This is a genomic window from Deinococcus sedimenti (assembly GCF_014648135.1).
Classification (GTDB): Bacteria; Deinococcota; Deinococci; order Deinococcales; family Deinococcaceae; genus Deinococcus; species Deinococcus sedimenti.
Genome location: NZ_BMQN01000015.1, coordinates 24,218 through 43,459, shown reverse-complemented (window position 1 = coordinate 43,459; position 19,242 = coordinate 24,218). Strand labels below are relative to the sequence as shown.

13 protein-coding genes are annotated in these 19,242 nt (G+C 70.4%); 7 read left to right on the top strand and 6 right to left on the bottom strand.

Annotation, left to right across the window (positions count from 1 at the left end):
- Positions 1–3 precede the first annotated feature (3 nt).
- Genes IEY69_RS17755 through IEY69_RS17730 form a run of 6 tightly spaced genes read right to left on the bottom strand, consistent with a single transcriptional unit; the run spans position 4 to position 8,120 of the window.
- A complete protein-coding gene (locus tag IEY69_RS17755) occupies positions 4–1,575 on the bottom strand; it encodes a hypothetical protein (protein WP_189074483.1) in 1,572 nt (523 codons plus the stop codon).
- Entirely contained in the window at positions 1,553–4,873 is a 3,321-nt protein-coding gene (locus tag IEY69_RS17750; RefSeq protein ID WP_189074482.1) for a DEAD/DEAH box helicase, read from the bottom strand. The genes IEY69_RS17755 and IEY69_RS17750 overlap by 23 nt, the downstream gene beginning before the upstream one ends.
- Positions 4,870–6,234 (bottom strand): protein kinase domain-containing protein, encoded by a 1,365-nt coding sequence (locus IEY69_RS17745; RefSeq protein ID WP_189074481.1) that lies wholly within the window; start codon positions 6,232–6,234, stop codon positions 4,870–4,872. The genes IEY69_RS17750 and IEY69_RS17745 overlap by 4 nt, the downstream gene beginning before the upstream one ends.
- Positions 6,231–6,998 carry a protein phosphatase 2C domain-containing protein gene (locus tag IEY69_RS17740; RefSeq protein WP_189074480.1) on the bottom strand — a complete coding sequence of 256 codons (768 nt, stop codon included), beginning with the start codon at positions 6,996–6,998 and terminating at the stop codon, positions 6,231–6,233. The genes IEY69_RS17745 and IEY69_RS17740 overlap by 4 nt, the downstream gene beginning before the upstream one ends.
- Complete coding sequence (locus tag IEY69_RS17735) at positions 6,982–7,662, bottom strand: vWA domain-containing protein (RefSeq protein ID WP_229784088.1); 681 nt, start codon at positions 7,660–7,662, stop codon at positions 6,982–6,984. Before IEY69_RS17735 ends, IEY69_RS17740 begins: the two co-directional genes overlap by 17 nt.
- Entirely contained in the window at positions 7,659–8,120 is a 462-nt protein-coding gene (locus tag IEY69_RS17730) for a hypothetical protein (protein WP_189074479.1), read from the bottom strand. Before IEY69_RS17730 ends, IEY69_RS17735 begins: the two co-directional genes overlap by 4 nt.
- 258 nt (positions 8,121–8,378) lie before the next feature.
- On the opposite strand from IEY69_RS17730, the gene IEY69_RS17725 reads away from it, so the two are divergent.
- The 7 genes from IEY69_RS17725 to IEY69_RS17695 all read left to right on the top strand — a co-directional run bounded on the left by IEY69_RS17725 (position 8,379) and on the right by IEY69_RS17695 (position 19,237).
- Positions 8,379–9,488, top strand: coding sequence for a hypothetical protein (locus IEY69_RS17725; protein WP_189074478.1), 1,110 nt, complete (start codon positions 8,379–8,381; stop codon positions 9,486–9,488).
- A gap of 146 nt (positions 9,489–9,634) precedes the next feature.
- Entirely contained in the window at positions 9,635–10,171 is a 537-nt protein-coding gene (locus tag IEY69_RS17720) for a hypothetical protein (protein WP_189074477.1), read from the top strand.
- Positions 10,168–11,463: a hypothetical protein gene (locus IEY69_RS17715; RefSeq protein ID WP_189074476.1), complete on the top strand. Its 1,296-nt coding sequence runs from the start codon at positions 10,168–10,170 to the stop codon at positions 11,461–11,463. Before IEY69_RS17720 ends, IEY69_RS17715 begins: the two co-directional genes overlap by 4 nt.
- A gap of 1,160 nt (positions 11,464–12,623) precedes the next feature.
- Entirely contained in the window at positions 12,624–15,878 is a 3,255-nt protein-coding gene (locus IEY69_RS17710) for an eCIS core domain-containing protein (protein WP_189074475.1), read from the top strand.
- A gap of 2 nt (positions 15,879–15,880) precedes the next feature.
- Positions 15,881–16,321 (top strand): SMI1/KNR4 family protein, encoded by a 441-nt coding sequence (locus tag IEY69_RS17705; protein ID WP_189074474.1) that lies wholly within the window; start codon positions 15,881–15,883, stop codon positions 16,319–16,321.
- Positions 16,322–16,694: 373 nt separating this feature from the next.
- Positions 16,695–17,660 (top strand): XamI family restriction endonuclease, encoded by a 966-nt coding sequence (locus IEY69_RS17700; RefSeq protein ID WP_189074473.1) that lies wholly within the window; start codon positions 16,695–16,697, stop codon positions 17,658–17,660.
- On the top strand, positions 17,657–19,237 hold the full coding sequence (locus IEY69_RS17695) for an Eco57I restriction-modification methylase domain-containing protein (protein WP_189074472.1): 1,581 nt from the start codon (positions 17,657–17,659) through the stop codon (positions 19,235–19,237). The genes IEY69_RS17700 and IEY69_RS17695 overlap by 4 nt, the downstream gene beginning before the upstream one ends.
- The last annotated feature ends 5 nt before the right edge of the window (positions 19,238–19,242 follow it).

Genomic DNA, 19,242 nt, shown 5'->3' with positions numbered 1-19,242 from the left:
CCTTCAGAGCTCGAGGTCATCGAATTCAGGGTCTTGAGGTTCGGGCGCGACGCGGAACGTGGGACCGGGTGCCGGGTGAGCCGGGCCACCCTCGCCGAGCAGCAGGTGGGTCGCCTGGTACGCCCGCGCCAGGGCGGGCTCGACCCACCGTTCGAACTCGGCCGGTGCCGTGCCCACGTGCGCGGCCTCGCCGCACCAGCCCAGCAGCTCGTCGAATTGCTGGAAGAAGTCCGGTGCGCTGCGGGCCGCCGCGTGGAACGGGTGCTCCGGATGCGCGCCAGCACTCAGGAGCAGCCCCACCAGCAGTGGCCGCAGCTTCCCGGACTGCTCACGGTTGGCCATCCAGTGGACGTCGCTGGCTTTGACGCTGGTCAGCGTGGCCGGGAGCGGCACCGTGAACGCCAGCGCGCCGGCCGCCGCTTCGATGCGGCGGAGGTTGTACAGGGCGTCGCGGTCGATCAGCTGCCGCGCGGCTCCCGCGGCTGTGTGCCGCGACCGCACCTCGCGCAGCAGGTGTTCGGCCAGGGTGCGGACGGCGCCGAGGGCCTGCCGGGCCCGCCGCGGCCGCTGACTGTCCGGCGCCGCCCTGAACTCGGCGGCCGCCAGTTCGGCGTCCAGGAGGGGCTGCAGGAGCGGGTGGCCGTCGACCTGCGGGCCGAACTCGTGCTGCAGGCTCGCCAGGGCGTCTTCGACCGGGTCGTGCTGCGCGCGATCCGCTTCGGGGCTCTCCGCTGAGAGACGCTGCACGGCGGCCCGCAGGTGCTTGGACGCCGCCAGCCGCCTGTGGGCCAGGGCCGTCAGGGGACTGGTGGGCAGCCCGAAGGGATCGGCCACCTCCCACCCGCTCAGGCCGTGCCCGAAAATGAAGGTGGAGAGGTACATCACTTCCGGCTCGCGCTCGATGAAGTTCACGCGCCGCACGCGGCTGAGGAACTTCGCTTCGGCGCCTTCGCCGTCCTCGTCGCCGCTCTCCCAGCGGCCCTTCCGCGCCTTGCGGGACGCTTCGAACGCCCGCATCACGTCCTCGGCGCGGGGCGGCGCGGGCTTCTCGGCGGGCGGGAACTCGACGTACGGGCGCAGCACGCGCTCGCCCCGGTGCAGTTCGGGAAAGCCGTTCTCCTGGACCGTGAAGTCGGCCGTTTCGAGCGTCTCGACGAGGCGCGGAAGCAGCAGGCCACTGAAGGGATCCTGAAAGACGTACCCGGTCGTGAAGCCGTCGGCGCGCCGGCCCAGGTCGAACCGGGCCTCGCGGTAGCGGCGTTCGGCGTCGGGTTTGACGATGTCGTCCTGGTCGATCAGGTCGCGGTCGACCAGGAAGGACTTGACGATCCGGACCAGGTCGGGGTGCAGGTTGAGGATATCGGCAATCTGCTGCGGGTCGTTGACGCCGTGCAGCAGCACGCCGAACACCGCGCGCTGGAACAGGTCCATCTGTTCGGCGCGGTGGGCGACCGGCACGCCGACCCGGTAGGCGAGCACCGGCCACAGCACGTCGCGGCGGCGGCCCTGGTACCCTGCCGGCGCGCGCGGGTTGAAGCGCAGGACGCGGGCGTCACGCGGAAACGATGCGGCCATATGCCCCCTTGCACAGCTGGTAGAAGCGGTCGAGGGCCGGCACGGCGCTGTGTGCGTCGTCCGGCGGGAGCATGCCGGTGTCGCCCACCAGGAGGAGCAGGCGCTGCTGGCGGCTCATGGCCACGCACAGGCGGTTGTCCAGCGTCAGGTGCCCGTACCGGCGGCGCTGCTGCTCCGGCGTTTGGCCGGGCAGGGTGTTGCTGCGGGTCAACGACAGCAGCACCACGTCGAACTCCATGCCCTGGAACGCGTCGACGGTCCCGACCCGCAGCCGCTCCCGCGAGCGGCCCTGCAGGTCGTAGGTTTCCTGAACGTTCGGGTGGATGCGGTACTCGCCGTCCTCTCCCCGTTCGGTCAGCCCCAGCGGCTCCATCGCCCGGCGGATCTCCCGGACCTGATCGGCGTAGAACGAGATGACCCCGATGGACAGGTCCGGGCGGGCCTGAAGCAGCCGCGCCGCTTCCTTCGCGACGACCTGCGCCTCGACCGGCCTGGACTTGCTCTGCCGGCCGCGTTCGCCGCCCCGGTCGTGCGGGACGTCCAGCCAGGCCGCGACCGCTCCCTCGTACGGGCTCAGGTCGTGGCTGAAGTCCTCGGCGGGGCGGCCACTGCTGAACGCTTCGCTGGGGTTGTGGGCGGCGTAGAACGTGTCGCTGACGAACTGACCCAGCACCGGGTGCATGCGGTACTGCTGGTCGAGCGTGACGACCCGGCGGATGCCGTCGCGTTTCTCGTGTTCCTGCAGAATCGTGAACAGCCGCTCGAACAGACTCTGGTGCAGCGCCTCCGCGTTGGCGTCCCGCACGCTCTGGTCCTGCCAGCCGGCCTGCAGTTCCCGCTCGACGTCCGGTTCCAGCAGGTGCGGCAGCTGCCGGTGGTCGCCCACCAGGATGATGCGGCGTTCCGCCTGGGCCATCGGGATCAGCAGGTCGAGCGGATGCACGCGCGCCGCCTCGTCGATCACCACGTTCTCGAACACCCGCGTCTGATTGCCCAGCGCCGTGCGGATCTGCCGCACCGTGTACGAGTCGGACTGCTGGCAGGTGGCGGCCAGCACGGCCGTGTAGTTCTTGACGGCTTCCCGCGTGCCGTCAGGATCGTTCTCCAGGGTGGCCAGCATGTCGTGCAGCACGGTCTGAAGTCCCCCCTTCTCCTTGCGGGCCGCCTGGCGGAGTTCCTCCAGCGCGGCGTTCAGCCGTTCCACCGTGCTCCGGTCCGCCCGCTGGAGACGGGGAGACGCCAGCTGCGGTTGCAGGGCGGTCACCAGGCGCGCTTTGACCTCGGCCACGCCGGGCAGGAAGGGTGGCGCCGCGTCGGACGTCCACCCGGCGCTGGCGGTCAGGACCGCTCGGTCTGCGGCGGTCAGTGGCATTGGCAGTGGGGTGTCGTCCAGACGGCGCAGGCAGCGCCGGGCCATGCGCGGGCCGTCGTCCGCGAAGGCCTCCGGTGTGGTGCGCAGGGCCCGCACGGCCGTGAGCACGTACTCGCGGTCCGCCTGGTCGACCTCGGCCGGACCGAACTCATCGAGCCACTCCTGCAGCTGATCCCGCGTGCTGGCCTGGAGGTGGGGCCCGCCCGCCTCCAGGACCAGCCGGATCACCTGCTGAAGGTCGTCCCGTGGGCTGGGCGCGGTCGTGACCCGCAGCACCTCGTCACGCAGCCGGACGAACGTCACTTCCAGCGGTTGGTCCGCCGTGTCGGACAGCCGCGCCTGCAGCCCACCGATCATGTTCCGGCGCCAGTGGTCGACGCCATCAGAGAAGTCCTCCGCGAACCGGCGGCTCCTCCCCAGTTTCACGGCGGGCAGCCCAAAAACCTGCGTGGCGGCCGCCGCGTTCTCGACCGCGGCGTGCTGCGCGCTGGTGAGGAGCGTGTGGCCCGGCAGGTGCGCGCGGTCCTGGGCGATATCGGCCAGGCGCTGCTGAAGGGCCGCGATGACGCGGGTCTTGCCGGTCCCGGGCGGGCCCTGGATCAGGGCGATGTCCGGCGTGTTGAGCGCCACGTCCAGCGCCTCGACCTGGCGGGCGGTCGGCGTGCCGCGGAACGCGGCGGCCGCCTGACTGCGCGGCGGCAGGGCCGGTTCCCGGTGCAGGCGGCGCTGGGGCACCTCCTGCCCTTCGAGCAGCAGGGCGAGCTGCGGCATGGCCGTTTTCGCCTGCTCGATCGCGAGGCGCGCCCGGTCCCGGCGTCCGAACTGCGCCTGGTCTCCTGCGAGGCTCAGGGACAGCCAGCCTGACGGGGGCGGCAGGCTCTCATCGCCGTTGAGCGGAAGGACCCGGAGCGCGCCGTGAGGCTCCCCAGCGTACTCCCCGATGAACTCCTGCGGCGGCCGGCGTCCCGCGGCCGGCGGCACGTCCGTGCCCAGATCGGCGGGGCGCACCTCGGTGGCGCGCAGGGTCAGGCCCGGATGCTGCCGCAAGGTCGCCAGCTGCTCGGGCGTGGCGGATGCCCGGAACGTCCAGAAGCCCGCGCGGTACTCCGGGCGTTCGGTGTAGGGCATCGCGCCCAGCGTCCGGGCCAGCTGTTCACCCCGGCGGCGCTCCACCGCCTGGTACTGCTCCCAGAGTTTGAGGTAGCTGCGCTGATCCTGCATGACCTCGGACGTCAGGGCCAGCAGCCGCTCCCGGTCCTTGGCGGCCAGCGTGACGTTTTGGAACGTCCAGGCGGCCTCCAGGAGCGTCACGGGCCGGTTGGTGACCCGCCTGTGTTTGATCATGGTGACGAACACGACCAGCCACTGCCCGTCCTGGAAGGCCACGTCGGCGTTGTAGCGCCGGCCCAGCAGGCGCAGGTACGACTCGCTGTCCGGGTGCCGGTTGGGCGACCCGACGTACAGGAAGCGGGGCAGGCCGCCCGGCAGGGCCGGTATGGCGAGGTCGTCCGCGAGCAGCTCCACGGCCCGCTCGGCGGTGATTTTCGCGCCGGTGAGCGCGCGCATGCGGTCCACCACCGCGTCGTCCACGCCGAGCGCGTGGGGCTCGGGCAGGCGGTAACTCACGGGAAAAGCGTGCACCTGCACCGTGAAGGACGGCCCCTGCCGGCTGGTGACCCAGGCGACGTACGGCAGGCCGCGCCCCAGCAGCAGCTTGACATTCGCGTCGTCCTTCGCAGCGGCCTTCACGGGCCAGCTCAGGTCACCCGCGGTGACCCGCAGTTCCTCGAGCAGCTCGGAGTAGTGAAAGCGCACTTCGCTACGGACGTCGACCTGAGGAGCGGCCTGGCCGGGCGCGGGCGGCGAGTCGTCCTGGGAGAAGGTCCAGGTGTGCTCGAAGGCGAGCGGCAGATCGGAGACCCTCACGGCGCGGCTTCCCCGACGAGGTCGAAGGTGACGAGGCGGTGCTGGCCAGCCAGCGCCCCGAGGTGCAGCTGCCACGCGCTGCGGCCTGGCGCCAGCGGAAACCGCTTGGGTTTGCCCTGCTGCTCGACCGGCACGTCGTCCTTGTCGCGCTGCTCGCGGCGCAGGGTGTACGTCGCCTCGTCCAGGGACCGCACCGACAACCGGCCGCCTGTGAAGGTCAGTTCGACGTGACTGGCGCCCTGCGCTTCGCCCGTGAAGTGACGCGGCTGGATGTGCCGCGCGCCGTCCGAACCGACGACGACGACGGCCAGCGCCATGGTCGGCGCCGGCACGCCCTGGACGGCCGCGAGGTCACTCACCTCCTGGTCCGTCACCTGAACCTCGGCCAGCACGTACGGCCCTCGCCCGGCGCCGCACCAGGGGCACTCCGGGAGGGCGTGGTCGGCTTCGGCGCCGCACGACGGGCAGGCCAGCAGGCGGTCCGCGGCCGCCCAGAGCGCCTCTTCCCACGCACTGAGCCCTGGGCGGGCCAGCGGGTCGCGCAGACCCTCGCCGAAGGTCTGCTCCGCCAGAGCCATCAGGGCCGGCGTGAGGACCAGGGCCCGGGGCAGACCTGCTGAACTGCGGTTGCGGTCGTCGTGCGGGTGGTCGATCCACGGCCACTCGCCCCTGAGCGCGGCTTCTTCCGCCTCGGCGTCATCCTGCGACACCTGATCGCCCAGCAGCGGGTGCACGAGCGTCAGGGTCTGAAACGCCATGGCCGCGAACGCGAAGGCGTCGGTCAGGCTGCTGACGCCACTGCGTCCGGCGTACACCTCCGGCGCGGCGAACCACGGTGTCAGCACCCGCTCGCTGAGCGGCCTGGACGCGTACCGCAGGTTGTCGGCGTCGATCAGGGACACGGTGTCGTCGCCGCTGAACAGCACGTTGGCCGGCGAAGGGTCCCCGTACACCAGCCCGCGGCTGTGCAGGTGCCCGAGCAGGCGCGCCGTCCTGGCCAGCACCGCCAAGCGCCGGCGCAGCCCACCGGTCCTGACGTACCACTCGCCGGGCGCGGCCTCCACGTGCGGCACCTGACAGAGGGACGCGAGGGGCTGCGCGCCTGGCACCCGCTCCATCACGTAGCCGACGTGTGGGCGTTGCAGCAGCCGGATGGGCCGGGCGATCCGCAGGTCCTCGAGCGGCAGCGTCCGAACGGCACTCAGGCGCCGCAGCCAGTGTTCGCGGGCGGCCTCGTCCGGCAGCCGAAGCACCTTCACCACGTACCGTTCGTCCTGCGTGGCGTACACGCTGCCCTGCCCGCCGGTCCCCAGTTCACGGACGAGCTCATGGGTTCGTCCCCCGTCGTCTTTCACGTTCACGCCTCAATGCCCCCTATCCGCAGGTACACCACGGTCTTGTCGTCGCTGTGTCCAGGCACCGGCCACTGCCGAAGCGCCCGGCGCAGGGCCTGCCCCCGGGCGGCGGCCGGACGGTCCTCCAGCCCGGCCAGCCACGTCAGGAGGTCCGGGACATGGTGTTCCGGCACATCGTCGGCAATCCCGTCTGACAGCAGCAGCACGCGGACTTGCCCGGACGCCTTCAGGTCCTGCACCTGCCAGTCATTCATGTGGTGGGGCGTGCCGAGCCCCACCGTGGTGTTACTGAAGTGTTCCGCCGGGCGGCCGCCCACCGTCCACAGCCCCTCTGGGCCGTCCACCACCGCCAGGCCGTCCCCGAGCGCCAGGAGCACCAGGCGCCACTCTAAGCCGTCCGGCAGGGCCAGGGCCAGCAGGCAGGTGGTCGCGCAGTCGTCGGCGGGCAGCGGCGCGACTTCCAGCCGCCAGAGCACCTCCAGGAGCCGCACGAGCAGACCGACCGGGGCGCCTGGCGCGCGGCTCCACTGCCGCGCGGCCCGCTTCGCGGCGCGCACGCCGGCCCGCGCGCCTTCCCGGGCATGCGGGCGGGACCCGAGTCCGTCGCAGACGACCGCGCAGTGCACGGTGCCGGGACCAACCACCCAGCGCGCGTAGGTCCAGGCGTCTTGATTGGCGAGGTTCGCCGCGACGTGCGCTGGCCCGGCGACCGACGCGCCGAACGCCCGTTCTCCCGCTGGCGGCGTTCGGCGCTCAGAGGTCAAGGTCATCGAACCCGTCATCGGCGCCCAGGTCAGGTAAGGTCACCACCTGATCGGGCGTCGCCGAACGGGACCGGGCGGTCACGCTCATCGTCACGAACCTGAAAAACCGCCGCAGCTGCCGCGCCTCGGCCGCCCGCCGCACGTGGTCCGCCCCGGCAAAGTGCGTCAGCACCTCCAGATCGGCGTCCTCCCCGACCGCCAGGGCCAGCCGGACGGCCTTCGACGCCCGGGGCGACGCCAGCAGCGCCGCGAGTGGCGCTTCCCACTCATCGGTCGGCACGCCGTCGGACACCAGGACGACCGTGGGCCGGTAGGCCCGGCCGGGCACCAGGTCACGGTTGTCCAGAATGCGGGTGGTCAAGGCCAGCGCCGAGCCCAGCGGCGTATGCCCTTTGGCCTCCAGCGCTTCGAAGCGGACGTCTCGGGCCGGCTTCAGGGGCACGTGCACGCGCGCCTCGCGCCCACTGAAGGCCAGCACCGCGACGTGAATTTCCGCCCCACCCGCCTGCTCCTGCGCGAACGCGTGCAGCATGTCGCGCACGGCCGTGTTCAGGGCCGCCAGCTTGCCGTCTTCCGCCATCGAGCCGCTGACGTCGAGCAGCAGAAGGACCGGGAGTGGCCGCGGCGCCGCCACCGTGATGTCCTTCAACGTCAGTCTGCCGCGGCTCACGACTCGTCCTCGTCGCTGACCACGTTCTCCCACTCCGCGCGCAGCCGATCGGCGTCCGCCTGGGTCCACTCCGCGCCTGCCGCGGACGTGTGCCCCCACCGCTTTAGGGCGGCGGCGTCGTTGAGGGCTGCCTCCCGGCGGCGGCGCTCCAGCTCGATCTGCTCGGCGCCGCGCTGCACCCGCTTCACGTCCTGCGGGATCCACCGCGCGCCGTTCCGGCGCAGCTCGTCCCGCAGCACGCCACCCAGGCTGCTCAGCCGCGCGTCGGACATCACACGCAGCCCGTACTCGAGCATGACCAGCACGCCGTCCAGACGGACCTTGGCTGCGGGTACCCGCTGCCGCTCCGGTTTCGGCTTCCACACTTCGAACGGCAGGACGGGCGACCGGCCGTACGCCATGGCGCGGCTGGCCTGTCCCATCGTGGGAAAAAAAACTTTACCCGACCACTTCGCCATTTCATTCAAGATAAAACAAGCCAACATCGGACGAGGACGCACATCCGCTGCCCCTGACGGGGGATCTCTGTGCTCAGCGGCGGCGCCTGAACGTCACGCCCACGCGCCACACCCGCTCTCCCCGGCGGCCCACCCCCCTGTCTTCAGCAAGCGCGGCCAGGCCCGTACCGGCATTCAACCCCTTTCACCCGTCGTCCGCCGGGTGAGTGAACCGCGCCGGTTCTTCACGGCCCGTTCTCTCACCGAGGTTCCCTTCACATGCTGACCACCTACAACGTCCGCGTCCTGCACGAAGCCACACCCACCCTGGCCGGCCTGATCGCCGACCGCCACCTCTGCCCGTGCCCCGGCGAAACCGTCCAGGGCCTGTCCGGCACCGTCTACCGCCCGGCCCCCACCCTGCTGGACCGCGGCACGGTGGCCGCCCTGAGCGACCTCGAATTTCAGCTCGGCCCCGGCATCCTCGCCGCGTCCGTGTACACCCTGCCGCCCGAGGAGTACGCCGGCCTCCTGCTCGGCTCACCCGGCTTCCGCCAGTACGACGTCGGCGGCCTGATCGCGCCCCTGACGCACGCCATGGACCTCGCCGAGCAGCGCGACTGGCAGCGCGCCCTGGCCAGCGCCCTGCTGCGCGAGGCCCGCTCGGACAGCACCCCGGCGCTGCTGCCGCACCCCCCTGCGCGCCCCGCCACGTGGCTCCCGGACGGCACCCGCCTGATTCACGGGCAGGCCGGCTGGTTCCTGTGCCTGCGCTTTGACGTCCCGGCCCAGCCGCCCCGGCTGCGCATCAACCGCAGCGCCGCCGGCATCGATCTGGGCCTGCGCACCCTGGCCGTGGCCGCCTACAAAAGCGGCCTGATTCACAAAGCGGGCGGCATCACCGAGATCCGGACCGACGCGGCCGCCCTCTCCGAACCGCTGGCCCGGCGGCCCGACCTCTGGTCGAAAGCGCGGCTGATGAGCGTGGTCGTGCAGCACGCCGCAGCGCGCGGCGAACTCGCCCAGTTCATGGACGTCGTCCTGGCGGCCGCGACAGTGGTCGGCTACGAGAAACTCACGTACAAGGACATGGACGAGCCGGTCAAGCGGCGCTTCCGCGCGTTGGGCCTGCGTGACTTCCTGGCCGTCTGGCTGCCGCAGCGCCTGCGGCAACACGGCCTGACGGGCCAGAGCGTCACCCCCCACCTGACCAGCCGGCTGTGCAACCGCACGTACCTCGGCGGCGTCCGCGACCAGGGCCAGCTGCGGGTGACCCACGGTGCGGCCGAGGTCGTCCTCGACGCCGACGAGAATGCCGCCAGCAACATCCGCGACCTGGCCCTCGCCCACCTCATTCAGTACAAGGGACAGCGCACGTTCACCGACTGAGCCCCGCGGGATGCAGCGGCGGCAGACGACCCGTCGTTCGCACAGACGATCCCAGGCAGACCGGCTTCACGGGTCAGGAGAAGCAGAGCGCCGTCAGAAAAATGGATTTACCGAAACGCGGGCAACAATGGTGTTTCGGAGGTTCTATGACTGAAAAAGACACCGACGGCCTGTTCTCCGACCTGATCCAATCGCTCGAGGAGAGCGACCTCGGCCTCCAGCCACCACACCCGCAGGAGGACGACACGCCGCCTGCTGACGGCGACGCGGCCGTGACCGCGCAGGAGGAGACCGCGCCCGAAACCGACTACGTGCTGCTGAGCGACCTGTTGCGCGAGATGCCGGTGGATGAACGGTCGCTCGTCGTCGAAAACTTTGAAGACGGGGTCCGCCGGGGCGTCATCCGCAGCGTGCCGCTGGAGGGCGCTCCCTTCACGGTCCGGCTGCTGGTGGACGGGCAGCCCGGACGGCGGCGCACGCTTCAGGACGAGATCATCCAGCCCACGCCGGAATGGACGGAGTGGCTGCAGATCCAGCGGACCGAGTCCTCGTACCTCTACCGGGCCGCGACCGGACGCGTGTCGTCCACCTTGGAGCGGCTGCGCTCCGGGCAGGACCAGTTCCGGCGCCTCGCTGAACTCCGGCGGCAGCTGGCCCGGCGCACGGCGCGGACCGCCGAGTGACCGCCGCGAAGGTCGTGTTGGTGGGCGACGACGACGTCGTCATCCGCCCCCGCATTCAGGCGGCCCTGCGCCGCCTCGACGCCGACGGCGCGTGGCGGGCCGACGAGGTCGCCGCTCAGCTGCCCGAGGCGGCGGCGCTGTACAGCGCCGGCCTCCTGACCCGGACGTCGACCGTCATCGGTCCGCTGACGCACCTCACGGCGGCCGGGCAGCGGCGCGCCGGGATCGACCGGACGTACGGCAGCGTGGCCCGGCAGCTCGACCGGGCCTACACCCGACTGGCCATCCAGGCGCAGGGCTGGACCGTCGCGCCGGACGTGCAGTACCTGCGCGAGTTCGACTGCACCGGTCTCATGACGGCCGTCCAGACTCCCTTCACGGAGGACTACGGCAGCGGCGCCGCCCTCGTCATCGGCAAGCTGCCGGCCGGGTACTCCCCGAGCGGTCTGCGGCACCTGATCGCCCGGTTTCGCAGTCAGGCGCTGCACTACAACTTCTGGGTGATCGTGCTCAGCCCTCAGGGCCAGCGCGGCCAGCGTCTGGCGGCGCAGCACCCCGCCTGGCTGAAGGTCATCCGCGTGCTCCCGACTGGGCCAGCGTCGTCGGTGCCACTCGACATCCCCAAACCCGTCTTCCCGGTCAAGCGGTCCTTGCAGGGGCCCGCCGTCGACCCAGGGCAGGAGCAGCGGGCGCTGGAGTATATGGCGGCGCGCGGGCACCCTTACGGCCCACTCTGGCTCTCGATCGTGAGCCAGCCGCGCGCCGCCCGCGCCGCCGCGTTTCGGGCGGCGCTGCAAGTCGACCGGGTCATCTGTGGACAGCAGCTCATGCGCGTGTACGCGCTCAGCCCCGAGGATGTCGAGGACGTGCCCTACGTGGACACGCAGGTCAAACCCGTGCACAGTCAGTCCGGGTATCTCGTTCAGACCCGCTTTTACGTCGCCGAGCGGCGCCTGCTCCGGCGGGACCCCAACTTCCTCGCGCACGCGGCCGGCGTGGCGGAAATGAGGGTCTTGATGAACGTACCGCCCGACCCGGCCGTGTGGCGCACAGGCGTCACCCTGGGCCGGCGGGAGGCCTGCACGCCCGACGCGGTCTCCATCGGCGACTTCGGCCCGGTCGCGGTCGAGTACGACACCGGGGCGTACACGACTGGCGTCATCGAGGACAAGCTCAGCGCCTTCCGGGACCAGGGGTACGACGACGTGGTCTGGGGCGTTCCCGCACAGTCTCGGCGCGATCGCCTAGCCCGTGAGCACGACCTGCGGGTCAAACTCGTCCGCTGGTTCTGACGGCCGCTCTCCGCGCCGCCCCCGCGTCCGTGCGGGGGCGGTCCTGTCATCGGCCGGCGACACCGCCCGGCCCGGTGCGCACCATATGAGGCGTCAGACCGCCAAATGGGACTCAACGTAAGGGAAATTTCGGGTCGGGTGGACACGAGGGCTGGTCGGTTCAGGTGGGCCCGGCGTCAGTCCCTTCGGTGGACGACGGTGCGCTGCCCGTATGGAGGACCGTGCGGTGGCCGCGGGTCAAGTGGCCGGCGGGTCACGGGCTGCGGCAGGTCCTCCTGGGACGCCGGTCAGGTGGCTGACCCGATAGTGGGTCGCCTCGGCCAACGGGCAGGCATTCGGGCGTGCAGGCCCAGAGTCGAGCGCAGTCAGCTGAAGCCGGGGGCTGCCAGGCTCTCTGGCTGGTCACGATCCACCCTTCACGGTTTACCCGACCAGGCTCGTCGGTTCGGCAACTCGGGTGGAACAAGAATCTGTGCCGCACCGATCCTTCGGTTCGCTCAACAAGTCCGCCCAGCGCCTCCCATTCCGACGGCGACAAATCGAATGAGCGCGGAGGATGCCTTTGTCAGAATGCTCTGGATGGTCAGGCCCACCTCCGCCACCAGCGTTTTCAGCCGGACGGTCATCCATGCATGACGTCGAGGACCGACTGCGCATGGCCCTGAGGTCCGGGTACTGTGCTGATGAAGCCATCTGGATGCTTGCCCACCAGCAGGTGGGTCAGGTCTTCCTGTGCCGCGCGGTGGCTAGCGTCTTCACCCTCACGCTTGAGGACGCCTGGCACGCGGTAGGGGATGCGGTGAGGCGCCAGGGCATCCCACCTCTCGAACCGCCCTCGCCCAGCGCGCCCGGCTGGCCCGACCGGGAGGCGGGTGTCTTGGACGCCCTGGCGCAGGGCAGTCCGCTCTGGTCCCACCACGCACCGGTCCACGTGGCGTACCGGGCCTGCTTTCTGCCCAGCTGGCACCTGCCCCTCATGCTCGTTGTCGAGCAGTCCTCCACCCCACGGTTCACCGCTGTCACCTCGGAACCGTTCTCTGGACCGGACAGCCAGGGTTTGGTCCGGGTGCCCCGTTGGCCTGCAGCCGGAGCCGATGTGCATCTACGGCAACGTCCGCGCCGGCTGCCCGGTAGACTCCTGACTTGTCGGGAGGTCAGTTATGACGTTCGTGCAGCGCCGCCACTCCAAACGCGTTCCAGGCCCTCGGCCCGTCGCCCTCTCACAGGTCCCCAGCACGGCCGCCGAGGTGCAGCAAGACCGGATTCAGCAGGCGCTGTACCGGCACACCGTCCGGCCCGTCACGGCGCAGCGGCAGCTGGCTGCGCCCGTGCTCCGCGCGGCCAGTCTCGACCGAGCTGAGGCCGCGCGCCTGGACGTCCAGCGGCAGTCGGCGCAGCGGCAGCTCAGCGCCCTGGCCGTCCCGGCTGAACGGCCCGCCTCACCCGCCACACGCCCGGCGCCGGCCCGCCCCACGACGCCAGACGAGTGGGTGACCGTCCTGCGCCACCGTGCTGAGGGCATCGAAGGGCAGCGCTTGGACACTCGCACATTCGGAGAATTCCAGGCCTTGCAGCGGCAGGTCGCGCAGCACCTCGCGCAGGGCTTCCGGGCGGACCGGGGCGACGCACAAGCCCGCTACGCCAGCTACGGTGAGCAGCTCGCCACCCTGCAGCGTCACGCGCTGAGTGCCCCGGTCGCCCGCGTGGTGCTGGGGATGGTGCCGCCGGTCGAGCGGATCCCCCTCCAACGGGCCACCGACGAGGCCCTGCAGCGTCTCCAGGCCCAGGAGCACGCGGCGCTGGCCTTCGACACCGTGCAGGCGTTGCAGCGGCAGCTGGCGGAACTGGACGCGGAGGTCGCGCAGCCCGTCCTGGCCCGCATTCAGGCGCGGCGCGGCGCGGGGAACCCCCTGCCCGAAGCGGTCCGGCGTCACCTGGAACAGGGCCTGAACCACGACCTGAGCCGCGTGCGGATCCACGACGACACGGAAGCCGACAAGCTCGCCAAGGGCGTCAACGCCATCGCCTTCACCACGGGCACGGACATCTTCTTCCGCTCGGGTCACTTCAACCCGAACACGCAGACGGGCCTGGAACTTCTCGCGCACGAGGTCACTCATACCGTGCAGCAGAGCCAGGGCCGCGTCGGAACCGGCATCGATCCAGACGCCGGGCTCGAAGGTGAAGCCCGGGCCATGGGGGCGAAGCTCGCGCAGGTCATGCCCAGCCCCAAGACGGTGCTGCCGCCCGTCCCGCACCAGCATGGTTCCCACGCGCCCGGCGTGTACACGAAAGCTGCCGCGCTGGGCCGCGCGCAGCAGGGAGCGGTCACCGCCGCCCTCCACCAGCCCTTCCAGGCGCTCGGCCTGCAGCGTCAGGTGATGCCCACTCTGCAGCGGAGCTTCCTCGGCGATCAGATCAGCGGCCTCGCGGGGCAGATCCCTGGCTACCGCGAACTCTGCCTCGCGTTCGGCAGGGACCTCGTCACTGGTAAGACCCTGGCACAGAATCCGAACGCCATTCTCGACGCGCTGGCGAAGCTGGTCCCCGGGCCCTTCCAGGACATGCTGCGCGCCGTGCGGGGGCAGAACCTCATCCCGAAAGCCTGGGCGTGGTTCCAGGGCGAACTCGGCAAACTTCAACTCGGCCAGGCTCTGACGGAGGTCAAGGCGGCCGTCACGAAGTTCCCCCCGGATCTCGGGGTCGCGAAATCAGCCCTGCCCCGCCGCGCCGACGGCCTCAAACGCCTCGTCAGCGGCGCGGCGAGGCACCTCGCCGGGATCGCCCTGACGGCCATCGAGGCGGGCCTCGGGCCAGTCGGGAAGAAGGTCATGGGTCTGCTGCGCCAGAGCGGGGACGTGGTGATGCAGGTCCTGCGCGACCCGGCGAAGTTCGCGAGGAACCTGCTGCGCGCCCTGACGCAGGGCTTCACGCAGTTCCGAAACAACGCGGGCCGCTGGCTCAAGGACGGGCTGGGCACCTGGTTGACCGGCGCGTCCGGCATTCAGTTCCCCGCCACGCTCGACCTGAAAGGCGTGTTCCTGACGGCCCTGAGCGTCATGGGCCTGACGTACCACGCCCTACGCGGGCGGCTCGTGAAGGAACTCGGGCCGGGCGGCGAGCAGAAAGTCGCGCTGGCCGAGAAGGCCGGCGGGGCGCTGGCCACGCTCACGAAGGGGCTGCACCAGGCGCCTGAGGTGAAAGGGCAGCAGGGCGCGATCGGGCAGGGCGTCGTGGACAGCCTCAAGAAGGAAGTCACCACCTCGCTGATGACCGCTGGGGCGGCGAAGGTGGCGTCGCTGCTCGTGCCGGGCGGGGCGTTCGTGCAGGCCTTGCTGACCGCCTTCAGTGGCGTGCAGACGCTGATCAGTCAGGGCAGCCAGATCATGGGCGTGATCCTGAACGCGCTGGGCAGCGTGCAGGCCATTGCCGCCGGGCAGGTCGCGGCCGCGGCGGGCTTCGTGGAACGCACCATCGGCGGGAGCATTCCCATCGTGCTGACGTTCCTGGGGCGCCTGGTGGGCCTGGGGAACATCGGGACGCGCATCCGGAACACGGTGAAGAAGCTCCGCACGCGCCTGGACGCCACCATCGACAAGCTCATCGGACGCGTCCGGAAGGCCATCGGGCAGGCCAAGACGACTGCGCCGGCCACCGGCGCGCGCCCGGCGTCAGGTGACCTGATCCCCGGCGGCGTGCCCAACACCGATCGCCCACGCATGAAGGCCTACCACCGGAAGATCGCCCGGAGCGCCCTCACCGAGATCTCCGCGTTCCCGGCGCGGTACACCACCTTCACGACCTTCCTGGCGAGCCTGAAGGTGAACGCCCAGCGCGTCGCCCGGAACTACAATCCGTACATCCACCTGCCCGCCAAGATGACCGTCTCCTTCCAGGAGACGCTGGACACGCCCAACGCCATCCGGGTGCACATCGGGCCCAACGACACGGACCTGTACGACTCGAAGAACTGGCGCGAGATCCTCGAAGCCCGCTACGGGAAAGCGAACGTTTCCTCCACCACGGTCGCCAACAAGGACGACCGCATGATTCACATGGCCGGCAAACGTCACCCCGTCACGCAGGTGGTCTACGACGGGCGGGGGTTCCCGATCTTCGACGCGTATTCCGCCGCGGACCTGCACATCCCAGTGGCCATCGCTTCACAGAAAGGGAAGGACAAGCAGCATTACGAGGCGGCCACCCGTGAACTGAAAGCCATGATTCACAGCGGCAAGGTGGACCGTTCACGCTTCACGGCCGCGCAACTTCAGGACATCGAGAAGGAACGTCAGAAAATCACGGATTACACCTGGCACCACCACCAGGACTTTGCGAGAATGCAACTCGTCAAGACGTTTGAGCACAGCAAGACAGGCCACCTGGGTGGCTCCAAGATGTGGTTCGGAAGGTGACTATGGAGATCTGGGAACAGGACAGCGGCAGGGCACTCGGCAGTCGGGAGCACCTGCGAAGCATCGAGGACACCGTGGGTCAGCCGTTCCCGGCCGACTACCTGCACGTCCTCCAGACCCACAACGCGGCCTACTTCGAACGGCAGGAGTTCCCGGTGGACACGCCGGACGGCCCGGAGGACAAGAGTGTGGCTGTCCTGCTGAGCGCGGACGGCGACGAGATGGACGCCGAGAGCGTGCTGAGTCAGTGGCGCACCCTGCAGGACGAGCATGGGCTGGAACCGCACGTCGTCCCGTTCGGCATGGACGGCGGCGGGAACTTGGTGTGCTTCGACTTCTCGGCGGAGGGGGAACCGGCGGTCGTGTACTGGCAGCATGACGAGACGTGGCCGCCACTTCCGGTGGCGGAGAGCTTCGCGGCCTTCTTGCAGCAGCTCAGCTGAGCCGGCCGGCGGGCCGCGGATTGCTGTGAAAACAGAGGCGGAGCGTCGTTCGGGGCTGGCCCTGAACGACGTCTCCATGGTCCGCAGGGGCGGAACAGGATGAGATGAACGCATGATCCGGGCGTGCAGGGTGAGACCGCCCTGTGCTTGGCCTTGCCCCTGCGAACGTTCCTGCTGCGACGCCCCAGGCAGACGCTCCGTTGTGCGGCCTCAGGTTGAGCTTGGGACTGAGTAACAGAACGGAGCTGCGGCGCTGGATCCTCTCCATGGGTGACTCCAGGGCTGTCCTGCTCAGGGCGCCCGTCTCTCTGGCTGGATCCCGAAGGCCGGCGCACCTACCGCCGCGCCACGACGACACCCTATGCTCGGTCCAATGCCCGTCAATCTCGACAAACCTCACCTCTGGAAGACCGACGTGGCCGCGTCCGTCGATCTGTACAACACCTGGTTCATGCGCTTCGCACCCGAAGCCTTTCGCCAGGCACGCCACCGCACCGCCGATGGCGTGCTCGCTGACCTCGCGCACACGAATCACCTCGCGGATCTGTCCCCTCCGGTCCTGCGCCAGCGACCGGGCGTTCTTCGCGCCTTGCGGATGTGCACGGCTCCCCCACTCGCCCTGGACCGCCTCGCCGGCCTCGCGGGGGTCAACCGGAGCCTGCTGCTGACCCTGGAGGGCACCGAAAGCGTTCCGGGCCGCCTGCCGCCCCGGATGCTTGGCGCGGAGCTCGACGCTCAGCTCACCCGCATGGGCGACGTCATCGCCACACTCACGGACGAATTCATCTTCCCCTGGGTCGCTGCCGGCCTCACCCCCACCCCGGCGCAGGAGGAACGGGCGGCGTCCATCGTGGCGGACCGCCTGTGCAACACCCTGGCGGATCCCATCATCCGCAACGCTCAGGAGAAGCGTCAGCTCGCCTTGATCGAGGCCTGGCTGCTCGCCCGGGGGTACACGGCGCTGCCCGCCGGGACGCCCTACACGGCCATGGCCCCCGGCACCTTCGCGTTCCGCCTCAACGTGCCGGTGAAGGACACCGCCGGCAAGAGCATCAACCTGCCCGTGGACGCCGTCGTGCAGCCCCGGGGCGCGGCGCCGGGCGACTTCCCGCTGCTGATCGAGGCCAAATCGGCGGGTGACTTCGCCAACACCAACAAGCGCCGCAAGGAGGAGGCGCAGAAGTACGCCCAGCTCCGCGCCACCCACGGTCCTGGCGTGCGTTACGTGCTGTTCCTGTGCGGTTACTTCGACGCCGGCTACCTCGGGTATGAGGCGGCCGAGGGTATCGACTGGGTCTGGGAGCACCGACCGGACGATATGACAGACTTGGGCCTATGACCGCCGCGCCCACCCCGCCCCTGCCGCTGGACGAACGTGAACGCCAGCGCCTGACCGTACAGGACGCGCTGGACGCCCGGAAGACCCGCGAGGAACGCAACCGCCTGGGGCAGTTCGCCACCCCCCCAGCCCTCGCCGGAGACATCGTGCGCTTCCTGCGCACGCTGCTGCCCGCCCACCAGCCCGTCCGCTTCCTGGAGCCGGCGATGGGGACGGGCTCGTTCTGCTCGGCGCTCCTGAGTGGACTGCCGGCGGGCAGCTCCGGGGTGGGCTATGAACTCGACCCTGCTTTCGCCTCAGCGGCGCAGGATCTCTGGAAGGGCCTTCCCCTCGAGGTGCGCCCCGGCGACTTCACCCGCGCCGAACCGGACGAGCAGGGCTTCGACCTGCTCGTGAGCAACCCACCCTACGTCCGGCACCACCACCTCAGCCCACCGGACAAGGCTCGGCTGCGCGCGCTGTCCGAGGCGCGCGCCGGCGTCCGACCCAGCGGGTACACCGGACTCTACGGGCACTTCCTCCTCCTCGCCCACCCCTGGGTGCGCCCCGGGGGCCACAGCGTGTGGTTGATCCCCAGCGAGTTCATGGACGTGGGGTACGGGAAGGCGCTGCAGGAGTACCTGACGCAGGAGGTCACCCTGCTGCGCCTGCACCGCTTCGACCCCCGGGACGCGCAGTTCGCCGACGCGCTGGTCTCATCGGCGGTCCTGGTGCTGCGCCACGAGCGCCCACCGGCAGGTCACCAGGCTCACTTCAGTTACGGCGGCACGCTCGCCGCACCCCAGCGCAGCGAAGCGGTACCACTGGCCACGCTGACCACGAGTGGCAAGTGGTCGCGCTTCGGCACGCCCCCGTCCGATGAGCCCGCACCCACCGCCGAGACGCGGCTGAAAGACCTCTTCGACATCCGGCGCGGGGCAGCCACCGGAGACAACAACTTCTTCGTGCTGAGCGAGGACCGCGCCCGCGAGCTTGGCCTGCCCGCAGCCTTTCTCAGGCCCGTCCTGCCCAGCCCCCGCTACCTCAAGACGGATGAAGTGATCGGGGACGCAGGCGGGCTGCCGCTCCTCCCGCAGCGGCTGTTTCTGCTGGACTGCGACGTGGACGTGGGCACCGTCGAGCGGGAGCACCCGGCCCTCTGGGCCTACCTGCGCCAGGGCATCGAGCAGGGGGTCAGTGACCGCTACCTGTGCGCCAACCGCTCACCGTGGTACCGCCAGGAGCGCCGTCCAGCCCCTCCTTTCCTGTGCACGTACATGGGCCGGAGCGAGGCGGGCAACCCCTTCCGCTTCATCCTGAACACCTCACAGGCGACGGCCACCAACGTCTACCTGCTGCTGTACCCGAAAGGGGCCATGAAACGTGCCCTGGAGGACCGGCCCGGGTTGCAGCGGGAGGTGTGGCGGGAACTGAATGCCCTCGGGGCGGACCTGCTCAAGGGAGAGGGGCGCGTGTACGGCGGGGGGCTGCACAAGCTGGAACCCCGGGAACTCGCGAATGCCCCCGCCGACCGGATCGGTGCGCTGCTCGGGGCGCCGGCAGGCGCGCGCCAGCCCCTCTTGCTCGAGGTTGGATAGGCGGC